Source organism: Arthrobacter sp. GQ119 (assembly GCF_059759125.1).
The window spans coordinates 98339-112816 of record NZ_JCAXEA010000018.1 but is presented as its reverse complement, the minus strand read 5'-3'; the positions used below and the strand labels follow the sequence as shown (position 1 = coordinate 112816).

At 68.5% G+C, this 14478-nt stretch carries 12 protein-coding genes; 3 read left to right on the top strand and 9 right to left on the bottom strand.

Going from position 1 to position 14478, the window contains the following annotated elements:
• Nucleotides 1-54: 54 nt before the first annotated feature.
• Complete coding sequence (locus AC6CH3_RS16985; RefSeq protein ID WP_498133521.1) at nucleotides 55-228, bottom strand: hypothetical protein; 174 nt, start codon at nucleotides 226-228, stop codon at nucleotides 55-57.
• An 88-nt stretch (nucleotides 229-316) separates the two neighbouring features.
• On the opposite strand from AC6CH3_RS16985, the gene AC6CH3_RS16980 reads away from it, so the two are divergent.
• Nucleotides 317-622 (top strand): hypothetical protein, encoded by a 306-nt coding sequence (locus tag AC6CH3_RS16980; RefSeq protein ID WP_498133520.1) that lies wholly within the window; start codon nucleotides 317-319, stop codon nucleotides 620-622.
• Nucleotides 623-650: 28 nt separating this feature from the next.
• Here AC6CH3_RS16980 and AC6CH3_RS16975 read toward each other — a convergent pair whose 3' ends face one another.
• Nucleotides 651-1268, bottom strand: a complete 618-nt coding sequence (locus tag AC6CH3_RS16975) for a DedA family protein (RefSeq protein ID WP_498133519.1) — start codon at nucleotides 1266-1268, stop codon at nucleotides 651-653.
• 80 nt (nucleotides 1269-1348) lie between these two features.
• On the opposite strand from AC6CH3_RS16975, the gene AC6CH3_RS16970 reads away from it, so the two are divergent.
• A complete protein-coding gene (locus AC6CH3_RS16970; protein WP_498133518.1) occupies nucleotides 1349-1891 on the top strand; it encodes an O-acetyl-ADP-ribose deacetylase in 543 nt (180 codons plus the stop codon).
• Here AC6CH3_RS16970 and AC6CH3_RS16965 read toward each other — a convergent pair.
• Nucleotides 1888-2877, bottom strand: a complete 990-nt coding sequence (locus AC6CH3_RS16965; RefSeq protein WP_498133550.1) for an RluA family pseudouridine synthase — start codon at nucleotides 2875-2877, stop codon at nucleotides 1888-1890. The two genes, AC6CH3_RS16970 and AC6CH3_RS16965, sit on opposite strands and share 4 nt — an antisense overlap.
• 93 nt (nucleotides 2878-2970) lie before the next feature.
• A complete protein-coding gene (gene yczR / locus AC6CH3_RS16960; RefSeq protein ID WP_498133517.1) occupies nucleotides 2971-4461 on the bottom strand; it encodes a MocR-like transcription factor YczR in 1491 nt (496 codons plus the stop codon).
• 60 nt (nucleotides 4462-4521) lie between these two features.
• Here yczR and yczE point away from each other — a divergent pair, with 60 nt between their 5' ends.
• Complete coding sequence (yczE, locus tag AC6CH3_RS16955) at nucleotides 4522-5172, top strand: membrane protein YczE (protein ID WP_498133516.1); 651 nt, start codon at nucleotides 4522-4524, stop codon at nucleotides 5170-5172.
• A gap of 133 nt (nucleotides 5173-5305) precedes the next feature.
• Here the strand turns inward: yczE and AC6CH3_RS16950 are convergent, their stop codons facing one another.
• The 5 genes from AC6CH3_RS16950 to AC6CH3_RS16930 form a co-directional block, all read right to left on the bottom strand.
• Nucleotides 5306-6298, bottom strand: a complete 993-nt coding sequence (locus AC6CH3_RS16950) for a DNA-formamidopyrimidine glycosylase family protein (RefSeq protein ID WP_498133515.1) — start codon at nucleotides 6296-6298, stop codon at nucleotides 5306-5308.
• Complete coding sequence (locus AC6CH3_RS16945; protein ID WP_498133549.1) at nucleotides 6291-11333, bottom strand: ATP-dependent helicase; 5043 nt, start codon at nucleotides 11331-11333, stop codon at nucleotides 6291-6293. Before AC6CH3_RS16945 ends, AC6CH3_RS16950 begins: the two co-directional genes overlap by 8 nt.
• A gap of 162 nt (nucleotides 11334-11495) precedes the next feature.
• Nucleotides 11496-13016: an FAD-dependent oxidoreductase gene (locus tag AC6CH3_RS16940; protein ID WP_498133514.1), complete on the bottom strand. Its 1521-nt coding sequence runs from the start codon at nucleotides 13014-13016 to the stop codon at nucleotides 11496-11498.
• Between the two features lie 126 nt (nucleotides 13017-13142).
• Nucleotides 13143-13838 carry a DUF4232 domain-containing protein gene (locus tag AC6CH3_RS16935; RefSeq protein ID WP_498133513.1) on the bottom strand — a complete coding sequence of 232 codons (696 nt, stop codon included), beginning with the start codon at nucleotides 13836-13838 and terminating at the stop codon, nucleotides 13143-13145.
• A gap of 186 nt (nucleotides 13839-14024) precedes the next feature.
• Nucleotides 14025-14363 (bottom strand): hypothetical protein, encoded by a 339-nt coding sequence (locus tag AC6CH3_RS16930; RefSeq protein ID WP_498133512.1) that lies wholly within the window; start codon nucleotides 14361-14363, stop codon nucleotides 14025-14027.
• Nucleotides 14364-14478: the final 115 nt, after the last annotated feature.

Genomic DNA, 14478 nt, shown 5'->3' with positions numbered 1-14478 from the left:
TATGAAATGCGGATGGAGGCCTCGTTGCCGCACCCGCACGTTGTACGCATTGTTCTATGGCACCTCCGCGGACATCAGTCTGAGTTTTCGGCCGCTGCGGACGTCGGTGCGGCCGCAGCCATAGAACGGGAACAGGGCGGTACCGACGTTGAGTGCAGTGGCCGGCCGTTCTCCTGCAAGGTCCAGAACGGCGCCAGCAAGGCTCTGCGTGACAGAGAGTTCGTGCATGATCGCGCCCCTTTTTGCAAACATAGGCTCGACCCAGAAAAAACGCAACTGCCCAATTTTCATCTCCCGCGCCGTTAAGCTGGAGTCCATGCCGTCGTTCCAGACCAGATTGAAGATCACCGGGCTGAAGCCGGGCAATCCGCCCGAAGCCGTGATGGCCGCAGCCGTCGACGCCCTGGGCACACGCCACCACGTGGAGGCGAACCAGCTGGAACTGGCCGGGGGTGTGCCGCAGCTGAACCTCCGGTTCCTCGTGGAGCCCACCGAATGCAGCGGTGAGAACCACCAGGCGCTGGAGTCGGCCGCCATGATGCGCGACGCCGTCGAGCGCGTAGCGGTGACCGGCCCGCTCGTGGTGCTCCGCCGCAGCCGCGGCAAGTGGGCGCCCGTCTGACCCTTTGGGGGGTCTGTCAGGGGTCCGGCTACGCCGGCTCGTCAGGCTCGTCGACCGGGGACCTGCTGCCGCGGCGCCGGGTGGCGATAACCCCGACGACGGCGCCGACCACGAGGCCGGCGGCCACTCCGATGAGCGAGCTGGCCCAGAAGGGCAACTGGGTCGCTGAGCCGGTGAAGTAGCCGAGCCCGACGAGCCACGTGGCCCAGAGAACCCCGCCCAGCCCCGCGCAGAGGTTGAAGCCTCCCGAGGAGACGTCGGCGATCCCGGCGGCGGCGGATGTTGCGAGCCGGCCTCCCGGAATGAACCTCGCCCCAATGATGGTGCCGTACGTTGAGGAGCGCCCCGCCTTGGCGATCGCTTCATGGATGCCGTGGTGCAGTTTCCTGCCCCACCGCCAGCGGTCCAGCACATGGCTCAGCCGCCGCTTGAACAGCTGGAACACCACAACGTCGCCCGCCCAGGAGGCCGAAGCTGCCAGGAGGCCTATCAGGAACAGGTTGGCACGGCCCTCGGCGGAGAGTGCGCCGCCGGTGATGAGGACCATCTCTGAGGGGATGGGCGGGAAGATGGCGTCGCCCAGTACCGCCGGGACGATCCAGAAATAGATCGCGGCCCCCCAGTTGTCCGCGTTGCCGAAGTCCATGCGGCCAAGGTACCGCACTTATTGCCGGCGGGGGATCCGAGGGTCTTCGCCCCAACCGGCAGCGGTGCCACACTGGCTGCATGCAGATCGACATTGTTCAGGGCGACATCACCGGGCGGCCTGTAGACGCGATCGTCAACGCGGCAAATTCCTCGTTGCTGGGCGGCGGCGGAGTGGACGGCGCGATCCACCGGGCAGCAGGGCCGGAACTGCTGGAGGCCTGCCGCGGGCTCCGCGCCGGGGAGCTGCAGCACGGCCTGGCGGTTGGTGCAGCCGTTGCCACGCCGGGATTCCGGTTGCCGGCGAAGTGGGTGATCCACACGGTTGGGCCGAACCGCCACGCCGGCCAGACCAACCCGGCGCTGCTTGCCTCTTGCTTCACCCAGAGCCTGCGGATAGCCGAGGGTCTAGGGGCTCGGTCCGTGGCGTTTCCGGCTGTCAGCGCAGGCGTTTACGGGTGGGATGCCCGCACCGTGGCTCAGGTGGGGATTGAGGCGGTCCACGCCTACGCCGGCCGTCCGCGGAAGGACGGTGAGCAAAGGGTGGAGCTGGTGGAATTCGTGCTGTTCAGCGTGGAGACCGCCGAGATCTTCCGGCAGGCCCTGCAAGAACCCGGCGGCTAGCGGGCCTCGCTCAGCTCGAGCCGGCTCCGGTACTCCACGGGCTTCCCCGTGATCGGATCCACGAAACGGATCCCGCGGGCGAGGAGCTGAAGCGGCTTGGTGTAGTCGTCCGGGGCCTTGTCCAGGAGTTCCGGGTAGAAGGCATCGTGCAGGATGCCCAGGCCCAGCGATGCCATGTGCACCCGCAGCTGGTGGGTCTTGCCCGAGTGTGGCTCCAGCCGGTAGAGGCCCAGGCGCCGGCCCCGGTGGCCGGAGGACCCGGCGTCCGCGGGAGCCGCAGTGGCGGGCTGCCCGCCGTCGGCAGTTACGGCGTCGAACGTCTTCAGCAGGTCAATCCGGGTTTCGGCATTCGGCTCGCCGTCGATGACCTCGGCGAGCAGGTAGCTGCGGGACTTGGTCATCCGGTTCCGCACCACGACGGGAAAGTCGACGGCGGGGTGCCCGGCCGCGGGCTCAGCGGCGGCCACGCATTCATATTCCTTCTGCACTTCGCGTTTCTCGAAGAGCACCTGGTATCTGCCGCGCGTTTCCGGGTTGGTGGAGAGCAGCAGGATGCCGGCCGTCATGCGGTCGAGCCGGTGCATGGGAATCAGGTCCGGAAGGTTCAGCTGGTTCCGCAGCCGCACGAGCGCGGATTCCTGGATGTAGGTTCCACCGGGCGTGGTGGGAAGGAAATGGGGTTTGTCCACGACGAGGATGTGATCGTCCTGGTGCAGGATGTTCAGCTCAACGGGCAGCCGCGTCTCCGGCGGGAGGGTGCGGTAGTACCAGATGAACGTGTGGTCCTCGAGCCGCGTCCGGCGGTCCAGGGGGATACCGCCCTCGCCCACGATCTCGCCGGCGTCGAACCTGTCCTCAATGCCCTGGGGGTCGATGTGGCCCCATCGGTGCATCATGTAGTCCATCGCGGTGTCCCACGGCCCCTCGTCCGGCAGGCGAAGGCGGGTTGCATTCACGCCGTCGCGCACGGGGAGGGGGGATTGCATCACCGGTCCATTCTACGTGCCGGACCATGGTGGCGGACGTGTCAGGCGGCCCAGCCCCGGGTGACGCGTCTTCGGCTGCTTAATCGCCGAGAGTCAGGCGATGGCCACGGCCGGGGAATCCCTGAGGGTTCTGCGCAGCTGAGGGGAGGCGTCCAGCCGGTCCTGGGCCGAGCGCAGTGCCAGGACCGCCTGCTCCAGCTTGTCCGGCGGCAGGGTGAACGGCACGCGGAGGTGGTTCTCAAAGACGCCGCCCACGCCGAAGCGCGGTCCGGCTGCGAGGCGGATGCCGAAGTCGGGTGCGATCACGGTCAGCGCTGTGCTGCTGGCGGAGGGCAGCCGGCACCAGACGGCCAGGCCGCCGTCGGGCCTTTCGGGCTGCCATTGCGGCAGGTGGGCACCGAGCAGCTCCAGCAGCGCCGTCCGGCTTTCCCTGAGTGCGGCCAGGCGCGCCGGCAGCGGCTCATCCAGGGCCCGGACCAGGTGGGCAGCGGCCAGCTGCTCCACCACCGGGCCGCCGAGATCCATCGTGGTCCTGGCGGCGGCAAAGCGCTGGATCATGCTTTCGGAGGCCCGGATCCAGCCTGTGCGAAGCCCCGCCCAGTGCGACTTGCTCAACGAGCCGATGGAAACCACCGCGGGACTGAAGGCTGCCAGCGGCGCCGCGGTTCCGCCGTCGAGGTTCAGTTCCCGAAGGGTCTCGTCCGCCACCAGCACCGTGCCTGACGCCGCGGCGGCGCGGACCAGCCGGCGGCGCTGGGCGTCGGGCATGAGCCGTCCTGTGGGGTTGTGGAAGTCGGGGACGACGTACGCCAGCTTGGGCCGCTGCTGCATCAGGGCGGTCTCCACCGAGTCCAGGTCCCATCCGGATTCAGGCGCGGGAGGCAGTGCCACCGGGACCATCCGGCAGCCCTGCGCCCGGATGGCATCGAGGGCGTTTGGATACGTGGGCTGCTCAACCAGCACCCTGTCCTGCTTGCCGGCCATCGCCCGCAGCACGATATTCAGGGCATGCTGGGCTCCCGAGGTCACCAGAATCTGGGCCGGTGCGGTGGGCACCCCGACGGCGGAGTAGCGGGCGGCGATGGCCTCCCGGAGCGCTGGGACGCCCAGCGCGTCATAGCCGAATCCGGGCAGGAGCGCCGGCAGTTCGGTCAGCGCCGAAGCGAAGGCCCGGTGCACCACCTCGCCGCTGGCCGGGAGGGACGCGTAGGCGAGATCGATGACGCCGTCGGGAACGGCGAGGCCGGGAGCGCCCGAAAATGCTGTGCCTGTCTCCGCGCCTGCCTCTGTGCCTGAGCCAGCGCCGGAGCTGCGCGGAAGGCAGGTGCGGCCGCGGGTGCCTTGGCCGCTGCTCAGGAATCCTTGTTCGCGCAGGCTTGCGTAGGCGGCGGTCACGGTGGTCCGGCTGACGTCCAGCGTGTCGGACAGCGTCCGCTCGCTCGGGAGCGCGGTTCCCAGGGGAATGCGGCCGTCGAGCACGAGAAGACGGACGACGTCGGCCAGCTCGCGGTACGCGGGGGACGCGCCGCGGTGCCACCGGCCCAGGAGGCGTGCGAGTGCTGCGGGGCTGAGGGATCCGGACATAAGGCCAGTATTTCAAACTGGCCATGGAAAACAAGGCCAGTTGTCACACAAGATAGGTCAATGATGACTCGCAGACTGCTCCAGCTCTTCACCGGCCTTGCCATGTACGGCATCTCACTGGCCATGTTCATCCGCGCCGGGCTGGGCCTGGATCCGTGGGACGTGTTCCATCAGGGACTCGCTGGCAGGACCGGGCTGAGCATCGGGGCGGTGGTGATCATCGTCAGCTTCCTGGTGCTGCTGCTGTGGATTCCGCTGAAGCAGTGGCCCGGATTCGGCACGCTCTGCAACGCCGTGCTCGTGGGCCTATTCGCCGACATCGGCCTCGCCCTGATCCCCGCCTTTTCGCACCTTGGAGGCCAGATCGCCCTGCTCGCCGGCGCCGTGGTGCTCAACGGCATTGCTTCCGCCTGCTACATCGGCGCACGGTTTGGTCCGGGGGCGCGCGACGGCCTCATGACCGGATTGGCGCGGCGCACCGGATGGTCGGTTCGGGTTTCCAGGACGCTGATCGAGGTGGTGGTTCTTGGCGCGGGCTGGCTGCTTGGCGGATCCGTCGGCGTGGGCACCGTGGTGTATGCGCTGGCCATCGGGCCGCTGGTGCAGATCCTGCTGCCGTACTTCATGGTCCCGGCAGCCGTTCCAGCGGCAGCCGTTCCAGCGGCGGCCCCGGAATCGGCACGGACGGCTGACGCTACCCAAACGGTCTGACGACCCGCATATGACCTGGCGACACGCATATAACCTCACGCGACGGGAATACCCGCGTCGCCGGACCTTTTGCGCATCCCGTGGCAATTTGTGCGTCGGAGGGGCAGCGCCGGCTCGGATGCTGTTGCGGGCGTCAGGTGCCGGCCGCGCCCAACAGCGGCTGGCATTTCGGGCAGAAGTAGATGTCGCGCTCCTCCGTGACCAGCTCCGGAATGCCTGCCGCCGGAATACGCGCCGGTGCACCCGCCGGCATACCCGCAGGTACGCCGATGCCCGCCGCGCCCCCACCCGGCGCACCCCCATCCTGCATACCGGTGGTGGTCGGGATGGCCGCCGGCAAGCCACTGCGCGGCACGGTCCGGCCCAGCACGCCGTGACGGATGGGGGTCCGGCAGCGGAGGCATGGCTGGTGCTCACGCCGGTAGACCCAGTACCCGGGGCGGCCGCCTGCCCTGCCTGCCGGCGTGCCTCGCGCATTCAGCACGGTGGTGCGCCGGCCGGGGCCGAGGTTGGCTTCGAGCAGCTGTTTGGCATCGGTGAACAGGGCCGGCAGGTCCGCCACTGCCGAGACTGGCGAGGCAGGGTGGATTCCCGAAAGGAAGCAGGCCTCGCAGCGGTAGATGTTGCCGATGCCGGCGAGGTTTCGCTGGTCCAGCAACGCGACACCGATCGGAACGTCCGGCGCTGATGCCACGCGCCGCTCGGCCTCCGCCGGATCCCAGTCCGGGCCCAGGAGATCCGGCCCCAGATACCCCACAGCCTTGTCCTCCTCGGAGGTTTTGATGACTTCCAGCAGCCCGAGGGAAAAACCGACGGCGTCCGCCACCGGCGTGCGCAGAACGCACCGGGCGGTGAACCCCGGCTTCCGCCAGCGTCCGCCGGGCGGGTAGACCTGCCAGCTGCCCTCCATCTTGAGGTGGGAGTGGATGGTCAGCCGTTCACCGTCCGGACCGGCCAGCCGCATGAGCAGGTGCTTGCCCCGCGGAACCACTTCCTCCACTGTCCAGCCCCGGAGATTGAGCGTGGCAAAGCGCGGCACACGGAAGTCCGAGGCGGTCAGTTTCTGGCCGGCGAGGGCGCCATGCAGCTGATGGGCAGCGCGCCAGATCGAATCACCCTCAGGCACGGATTCTCAGCCCCTTCGGAGTGGAGTAGGCGCCCGCCGCCGTCAAAGCCGCCGCAGCCGGCGTGTCCAGGATGCTGTGGCCATTGACCTTCTCCATGACCAGCTTGTCCACTGCGCCGCGTTTCACGACATCGACCAGCGCCGCGCCGGCGGCTGCCAGCACCGCATCGTCCTCAATGAAAACGAGGAGTGTCTTGCCGCCGCGTTCCACGTACAGCGCCAGGGCGCCGTCGACCAGCACCACCAGCGCTCCGGCCTTGCGGCCGGGACGGTGGCCGCTGCCGGCTTCGATGCTCAGGGCCGGCCAGGGCAGCGCGGCGCCGTAGGGGTTGGCCGGATCAGTGGCGGCGAGGGCCAAAGCCACGGGTTCCGGTTTGGCAAGCTGGGTGTCCTCAGAATAGGAGCGCAGGCGGTCCACTGTGGCAGGAACGGCGAACTGGGCCGCTCCGAGGTGCTCGATGAAATAGCCCCGGCGGCAGCGCCCGGCCTCCTCCAGCCGCGCGAGCACTTTGTACATGAGTCCGAAGCCGCCCAGAATGTTTTCCGCCATGACCGATCCGCGGGTAACGACACCGTATCTGTCCAGGAGCAGTTCCGCTGTGGCACGGGCGTGAATGGTGGCATCGAGCTCAGGGGAGGGGAGGGCCGACCACCGGCCCGCAGCCAGCGGCGGCGTCGGGGCTTGTCCGGTGACGGTGCCGTACCGCCCGCCGGAAAGGCCCGGCGAACCCAGCAGGCCCGTTCCATGCGAGCGTCCCAGCCTGCTCATCCGCGGAGCACGGGCGCGGGGAGCGCGGGCTACCTGGCGGTGGGCCGTGTGCCCGCCGGCGATGAGGGCGCGGACGGGCGCGAACGTATCACCCGTCACGCGGCCCGCCCACACCAGGTCCCACAGCGCGGACACCACATCCTGATCGCTGAGCACGGCGTCCATCCCGCCAGCAATGTCGGTAAGCTGCCGGAAGAAGTAGCCGCCCCCCGCGGTCTGCAGGTGGTCCAGCAGCCTGCGCTGGGCATCACCGGGTTCGAAGTCGATGGCCGGATTCAGCGTCAGTTCCGCCGAATCGGCCAGATGCATGCTGATCCAGCCGTCGTTGCCGGGCAGGGAACCTGCCCCGGACCAGAGGACCTCACCGGCTGCCATGAGCTCGTCCAGCATGGCGGGCTGGTAGTTGGACACACGGCTGGCCAGCACAAGCGGCTCCCAGGCCGACGCCGGAACGGGCACCCCGGAGAGCTGGTCAATGGCAGTGACTATTCCGTCCAGCCCGCGCAGCGCCGGTTGGCCTCGGCGGGTTCCCGGACCCCGCACGTTCTGCCAGGCGGGCAGGAACCGGCCGTAGGCTGTCGCGTCGACGGGCTCCACTTCTGCCCGCAGTGCGGCCAGCGAACGACGGCGGAGCTTGCGCAGCACTTCGGCGTCGCACCATTCGCTGTGGGCGGGCAGCACGACGGTGGACGGCGGAACCGTCGCGGCAGGCGAACCGGGGCCGGAATGCTCGTCGTCCTCAGCCGCCGCAAAACCGCCGTCGTTCTGCCTTCCGGAGGCATCCGGGGCGGACTCCGCCGCCGGCTCGATATGGGGCCGGAACTCACCCTCCACCACGCGGCCGTCGGCGGCGAGCCGTTTCAGCGCAGTGCCCACCACGGCGACACCAAGCCCGAGCCGCGCTGCGGCCTCCGTGGCGGTGAACGGACCGTGCGTTCGCGCATACCGGGAGACGAGGTCGCCGAGGGGATCCGCCACCGGCTCGATGAAAGCCAGGGGCACACCCATGGGAAGGGGAACCCCAATGGCATCCCGCAGCCTGGCGGCGTCTTCCACCGCCGCGTAGCGCTCGACGCCCCCGACGCTCACCCTGATGGCGCGGTTGGCCCGCTGGAGTGCGGAGAGGTGCGAGGCCGCGTCCGCCAGCGTGGCCTCGGACGGCGGGCTGTCGGCACGCTCGGCTGTCGGCTTGGTTTCGACAGGTTCCGCCAGCCCGGTGTCGGCAGGTCCAACAGGATCGAGCCTGGCTGCGACCTCGTCCGGCGACAACGGGCCCAGCAGCCGAAGCAGGTCGGCGACCCCCTCGATGCCCCGTACCTTGCGGTCCGGGGCAAGACGCTGCAGCTCGCGCTCGGTCGCTTCGATGACCCTGGCATCCAGCAGTTCCCGCAGCTCCACTCGGCCGAGGAGTTCGTTGAGGAGCGTGGAATCCAGGGCCAGCGCGGCGGCCCTGCGCTCCGCCAGCGGAGAATCTCCCTCGTAGAGGAACTGGGCCACGTAGCCGAACAGCAGGGACTTGGCGAACGGCGACGGCTGCTGGGTGGTGGTCTGGACGATGCGCAGCTCGCGGCGTTCCACGGATGTGGCGATGTCCTTCAGGGCCGGCAGGTCATAGACATCCTGCAGGCACTCGCGCACAGTCTCCAGGACGATGGGGAACGCGGGGTACTTCCGTGCGACGTCGAGCAGTTGGGCGGAGCGCTGGCGCTGTTGCCACAGTGGCTGCCGTTTGCCTGGGGTTTGCCGCGGCAGCAACAGGGCACGGGCCGCGCATTCCCGGAAGCGCGAGGCGAACAGGGCGCTGCCACCAACCTCGGCCGTCACGATCTGCTCGAGCTCCTCGGGGTCAAAGAGGAAGAGCTCCGCGCCGGGCGGTTCATCCTCCATCATGGGAACGCGCAGCACGATGCCATCGTCGGCGGCCATGGCGGAGCCGTCCAGGCCGTAGCGCTGCTGGAGGCGCTGGCCCACGGCCAGTGCCCAGGGGGCATGGACGGGCATCCCGAACGGACTGTGCAGGATCACCCGCCAGTCGCCGAGTTCATCGTGGAAGCGTTCCACCACCAGCGTGGTGTCGCTGGGCACCACGTCGGTGGCCAGTTTCTGCTCATTGAGGTACTGGAGCAGGTTGTTGGCGGCGAAGTCGTCAAGGCCGCTGGCCTTGCAGCGTTCGGTTGCCGGGCCGACGTCGGACGCTGACAGTTCGCGGACGAACGCGCCAAGGGCGCGGCCGAGGTCAACGGGCCGCCCCAGGGAGTCGCCCTTCCAGAACGGCAGTTTGCCGGGCTGGCCGAAGGCGGGGGAGACCAGCACGCGGTCGTGCGTGATGTCCTCGATCTTCCAGCTCGTGGCGCCGAGGGCGAAGATGTCGCCGACCCTGGATTCGTAGACCATCTCCTCGTCGAGCTCGCCGACGCGCCGGCCGCCCTTTGCGGGAGCGGGCGTGCCGGAAACCCTGCCGGCGGCGTCCCCGCCGGAAGGTGAGGCCGATCCCTCAACTTCGGTGCCGATGATGTAGACGCCGAACAGCCCGCGGTCGGGGATGGTGCCTCCGGATGTGACGGCGAGGCGCTGCGCGCCGGGTCTTCCCTCGATGGTCCCGGCGTTGCGGTCCCAGATGATGCGGGGCCGGAGTTCGGCGAATTCGTCCGAGGGGTAGCGTCCGGCCAGCAGGTCGAGGGTGGCTTCGAAGGCGGAGCGCGGGAGGGTGGCGAACGGTGCGGAGCGCCGCACGGTGGCGAACCATTCCTCCACATCGATGCTGCCCAGGGCCGTCGCCGCGACGGTCTGCTGGGCCAGGATGTCCAGGGGGTTCGCCGGAACGCTGAGCCGTTCGATCTTGCCGTCCAGCATGCGCTCCACGGTGATCGCGGTGTGGACGAGATCGGCCCGGTGTTTCGGAAAGAGGTAGCCCTGCGAGATTTCGCCCACCTGGTGTCCGGCACGGCCCACGCGCTGCAGGCCGCTGGCCACGGACGGCGGGGACTCCACCTGGACAACAAGGTCCACGGCGCCCATGTCGATGCCGAGTTCCAAGGACGACGTGGCCACGACGCAGCGCAGCCGTCCGGACTTCAGGTCATCCTCGATGAGCGCCCGCTGGTCCTTGGAGACGGAGCCGTGGTGGGCCCTGGCCAGCAGCGGCTCGGCGCCGGAGGTACTTCCTGCCTGCGCCATCATGTGGGCGGGGGTGGCTGTGGAGGTCGGGAGGGAGCCTGACAGGTCGGGCGCCGGCTCCTCCCAACCGCCGCCGACAGCCATGAGCTGCCGCTCGGCATGGATCTCGTTCAGCCGCGCGGTCAGCCTTTCGGCGAGCCTCCGTGAGTTGGCGAAAACGATGGTGGACTGGTTCGCCAGCACCAGGTCCACGATCTTCTCCTCCACATGCGGCCAGATGGAGGCCTGCGGCTGCAGCCCTGAGGCAGGACCTGAATCGAAGGCTCCGGCCGCGCCCTGGAGATCCGACATGTCCTCCACAGGGACAGAGACGGTGAGGTCCCAGTTCTTGCGGGACGGCGGGGCCACGATCTCGACCGGGGCCGAGCCGGCCAGGAACTGCGCGACGAGCTCCCGGGGCTCCACGGTGGCGGACAGGCCGATCCGCTGGGCCGGTTTGGGCAGCAGCGCATCGAGGCGCTCGAGTGAGACGGCGAGGTGGGCGCCGCGCTTGGTGCCGGCCACGGCGTGGACTTCGTCCACGATGATGGTGTCCACCTCGCTGAGGGTTTCCCGGGCCCTGGATGTCAGCATGAGGAACAGCGATTCCGGAGTGGTGATGAGGATATCCGGCGGGTTGCTGAGCAGGGCGCGGCGGTCAGACGCCGTTGTGTCCCCGGACCGGACGCCCACGGTGATCAGCGGGGCCGGCAGGTCCAGCCGCTTGGCCGTCTGGGTGATGCCGATGAGGGGTGAACGGAGGTTGCGTTCGACGTCGACGCCAAGCGCCTTGAGCGGCGAAATATACAGGACGCGGGTTTTCCGCTTTGGCGGCCTGGCTCTGGGCTGTTTGGCGGCGGTGGGAGGATTCCCGCCGTCGGCTTTTTGGCTGTCCTCCTGCTCTGCGGGGCCGCCGGCCGTTGCCCCGGCAACCAGCAGTCTGTCCAGGGCCCACAGGAAGGCGGCGAGCGTTTTCCCCGAACCGGTGGGGGCGACGACCAGCGCGTGCGATCCCGAGGAAATGGCGCTCCAGGCACCGTGCTGGGCAGGGGTCGGCTCGGAAAAGGCGCCAAGGAACCACTCCCTGGTGGGCCGGCTGAACTGGCCCATGGAGTCCACCGAAGATGTGCCGCCGGATGTGCCGGCGGGCCCCTGCGACTGCATGCCTCCATCATGCCTCAAGGCAGCGACAGTATGGCCGCCGTCGGCGGGCGGTCACCTGGGCCGGCACCGGTCGGTCCGTCGGCCGCATCAGTCCGCGGGACGGTCGCTTCAGCTGTTGTCTTTCGGACCTGATTCCGCCGCAGGCTGCAGGTTGTGCGTGGCCGGTCCTTCCAGCAACGTGCCGTCGCTGCTGAAACGGGAACCGTGCAGGGGGCAGTCCCAGGATTTCTCGTTGTCGTTCCAGTGCACTATGCCGCCGAGATGCGTGCAGACGGCTGACAGGGAGCACGTCGTCCCGTTCACGGTGGACGTCGCGACCGGCTTGCGCCCGCGGAGTGCAACGGTCCCCGTCCCCTCCGCAGGCGGGGTGGTGCCTTGCTGCGGCAGCTTCTGCAGTCCGGCCCGTGCCCAGTCCTTTGCCAGGGTGGCTGCCACACCGGCGTTCAGCGACACAGCGGACGCAGCCCCGGGAGGGGCCGTGACGCGGCGGTGGATGGTGTTGGCCCACTCCAGCTGGCCGCCGAGGATATCCGCGGCGATACCCAGGGACGCCGCAACGGCATTGGTCATTCCCCACTTGTTGTACCCGGTGGCGAAGAAGATCCGGCCGCGCCCGCGGGGGAGTTTGCCGAAGAAGGGCATGAGGTTGACGGACTGGTAGTCCTGGGCGGACCAAGTGTGTGTCACCGTGGCACCGGGATAGTGCGAGTGTGCCCAAGCCAGCAGTTCGTCCAGGTGGGCCTGCTCCGATTCCGCCCGTCCCACGGGATGGCCGTTGCCGCCTACGAGCAACAGGCGCCGGCCGTCGGCAGGATAGTCGCGCAGCGACCGGACGGGGTGCTCCACCGACAGGTACATGCCGTCCGGGGGTGCAGTGGAGTCCGCCAGTTCCATTGCCGCGGCATAGGAGCGTCCGGGCTTGAGCTTGGCAAAATACAGGCCACGGTTCAGGATGGGCGTTCCGGTGGCGAGTACGACCTCGTTGGCGCGAACGGTACCGCGGTCCGTCTCAACCGTGGACGGCCCGGTACCGCTTACTTTCTGGACCCGGACGCCGCTGACCACGCTGCCGCCATGCGAACGAACGTCCCGGGCCAGGGCAAGGATGGCATCCATGGGATTGATCTGTGCCTGGCCGGGGAGCCGCACCGCACCGTGGACCGGGAAAGGGAGCCCGGGGTTCCGCACATAGTCCACCTCGACCCCCGCGGCCAAAGCCACGGCCAGTTCCTTGCGCAGCCTATCGGCGCCCTGCGGCGTGGCGGCATAGGTGTAAGCGTCACGCTCCTGGTACGGGAGGTTGCTGGATTCGAGGTACCGCAGCAGCCAGGCCTGCCCCTCGCGGTTGGCGGCCACGTACGCATCGATCATTTTCGCGGAGTATTGGGCACTGAGCGCTGAGAGAACGGTTCCCTGCAGCAGGGTGACCTTCGCGGTGGTGTTGCCGGTAGTTACTGCCCCGGGCGTCCTCGCTTCGAGCACGAGGACGCTTTTCCCCGAGCGTGCAAGCAGGAGCGCGGTGACCAGCCCGGTGAGGCCCGCTCCGACGACGACAGTGTCGTAGGCGGCGCCTTGGCGGAAGTCATCTCCGCTGAAAGTGTCGGTGCGGTCCAACCAGAGCGACGTCATGCAAATCAACCTGCCTTCAACCGTAGCCACATCGCGGAGCACTCCCGCCGCAGGCACTGCCAGGCGGCTAAGGCCTCCGAGTAATCGTAAGTGTACTTATGGAATCGGGGTGGAGGAACACCGGAGCTAACTGCGCTGAAACGCCCCGATGCTGAGGAGTTCGATGGAGGCATTGCTGCAGGCGTCCGAAGGTCTGGCCACGAAGAGGGATGCGGTGTCCTCGGGCGGGTAGATCCGGAAGCCGGCCGCCTGGGCCAGGATGCAGTCCGGGTAGTTGCGGGCCTGGGTGTAGCGCAGCACTGCTGAGCCGGACTGACCGGGGGCCAGCAGTACGTCGCTCACCGGTGTTGTCGCGTCCCGACTGGCCGGTGCGCCGATCGGCTGTCCGCCGGCTCCGTTGGTCAGCGAAACGCCGGGGAAGCCCTTGAGGTGGCAGGGTGCGGTGCCGCTGTTGGTCAGGATCAGCCGCATGTAGACGCTGCCGGCTGCGCCGCCGCCGGTGGCATCCGTGCTGGCCTTCAGCGCTGACGCCTTGCACAGCTGCGCGCCGGCGGCTGTGGAACCTGGCGTTGCCGCCGCGCCAGTCGGCGCTGGCTTGGACGGTGCCGGGACGGAAGTAGGGGCGGCAGAGGAGGACGACGGCGGATCCGAGGTTTCGGCGGCCCGGGGGCTGGCGCTGCTGCTTGCGCCGCCCGGGTCCGTCGTCTGCTCCGGGCTTGTCTGGCCGGAGGGTTGGCTCGGCCCGCAGGCTGTGAGCAAGAGCGCCAGTGCGGCAGCCGCCGTCGTGCCTGCCAGTCCGGTGGGGATTCGCTGAAGCCTCATGGGTCTAACTTTGCGGCCCGCGCCGCCGGAGTCAACGAAGGCAGGACCGCGTGGCGGATTTGATTCCCTGATTGTGACCTCCGGGCCGGGCGAGGAGGTTTGGCGAGGGGCAAGTCTGATGAAACCGAACCGGCAGCTCGTTAGCCGGATGCGCCGGGACCAATCGGCGCTATGGACATGCCGGCACTACAGGTCCGCCACGACTCCGCTTGGTGTCAGCCGCAAAGTCGTCACCCATTCCTCCGCCGTCTCCATTGCTTCCTGGACCTGCAGGCTGAAGGCTGCCATGGCCGCGTCCTCCCGGGACTTGCCCGGCCACCTTGAGTGCCAGGTGACCACGTCGATGGTGATTTTTGAATGGATTACCTCCAGCGGTTCCAGAAATGTGAACGTCCTGGTCTCACCAGCACCCCTTGCCGCCGGGACAAGCAGAGATACCACTCCCTCCGCATCGATGTGCACAACACCGAGGTGTCCGAGGGCCAGCTGCAATGCCGATGCAAAAGACTGCAGTTCCAGCGTCATCGCTGCCTCCTTGCGCTGCACCTGATGCGGGATTGGATCTGGGAACTCGTGCTCCCGCAGAGATGGGGACATACCGGTGGTACTTTGTAGACGCGTTTACCGGCGCTGCGGTTCA

What these genes read in the sequence shown, in the direction of transcription:
- AC6CH3_RS16985 (WP_498133521.1), bottom strand. Translation starts at nt 228, where the DNA reads ATGCACGAACTCTCTGTCACGCAGAGCCTTGCTGGCGCCGTTCTGGAC.
- AC6CH3_RS16980 (WP_498133520.1), top strand. Translation starts at nt 317, where the DNA reads ATGCCGTCGTTCCAGACCAGATTGAAGATCACCGGGCTGAAGCCGGGC.
- AC6CH3_RS16975 (WP_498133519.1), bottom strand. Translation starts at nt 1,268, where the DNA reads ATGGACTTCGGCAACGCGGACAACTGGGGGGCCGCGATCTATTTCTGG.
- AC6CH3_RS16970 (WP_498133518.1), top strand. Translation starts at nt 1,349, where the DNA reads ATGCAGATCGACATTGTTCAGGGCGACATCACCGGGCGGCCTGTAGAC.
- AC6CH3_RS16965 (WP_498133550.1), bottom strand. Translation starts at nt 2,877, where the DNA reads ATGCAATCCCCCCTCCCCGTGCGCGACGGCGTGAATGCAACCCGCCTT.
- yczR (WP_498133517.1), bottom strand. Translation starts at nt 4,461, where the DNA reads ATGTCCGGATCCCTCAGCCCCGCAGCACTCGCACGCCTCCTGGGCCGG.
- yczE (WP_498133516.1), top strand. Translation starts at nt 4,522, where the DNA reads ATGATGACTCGCAGACTGCTCCAGCTCTTCACCGGCCTTGCCATGTAC.
- AC6CH3_RS16945 (WP_498133549.1), bottom strand. Translation starts at nt 11,333, where the DNA reads ATGGGCCAGTTCAGCCGGCCCACCAGGGAGTGGTTCCTTGGCGCCTTT.
- AC6CH3_RS16940 (WP_498133514.1), bottom strand. Translation starts at nt 13,016, where the DNA reads ATGACGTCGCTCTGGTTGGACCGCACCGACACTTTCAGCGGAGATGAC.
- AC6CH3_RS16935 (WP_498133513.1), bottom strand. Translation starts at nt 13,838, where the DNA reads ATGAGGCTTCAGCGAATCCCCACCGGACTGGCAGGCACGACGGCGGCT.
- AC6CH3_RS16930 (WP_498133512.1), bottom strand. Translation starts at nt 14,363, where the DNA reads ATGACGCTGGAACTGCAGTCTTTTGCATCGGCATTGCAGCTGGCCCTC.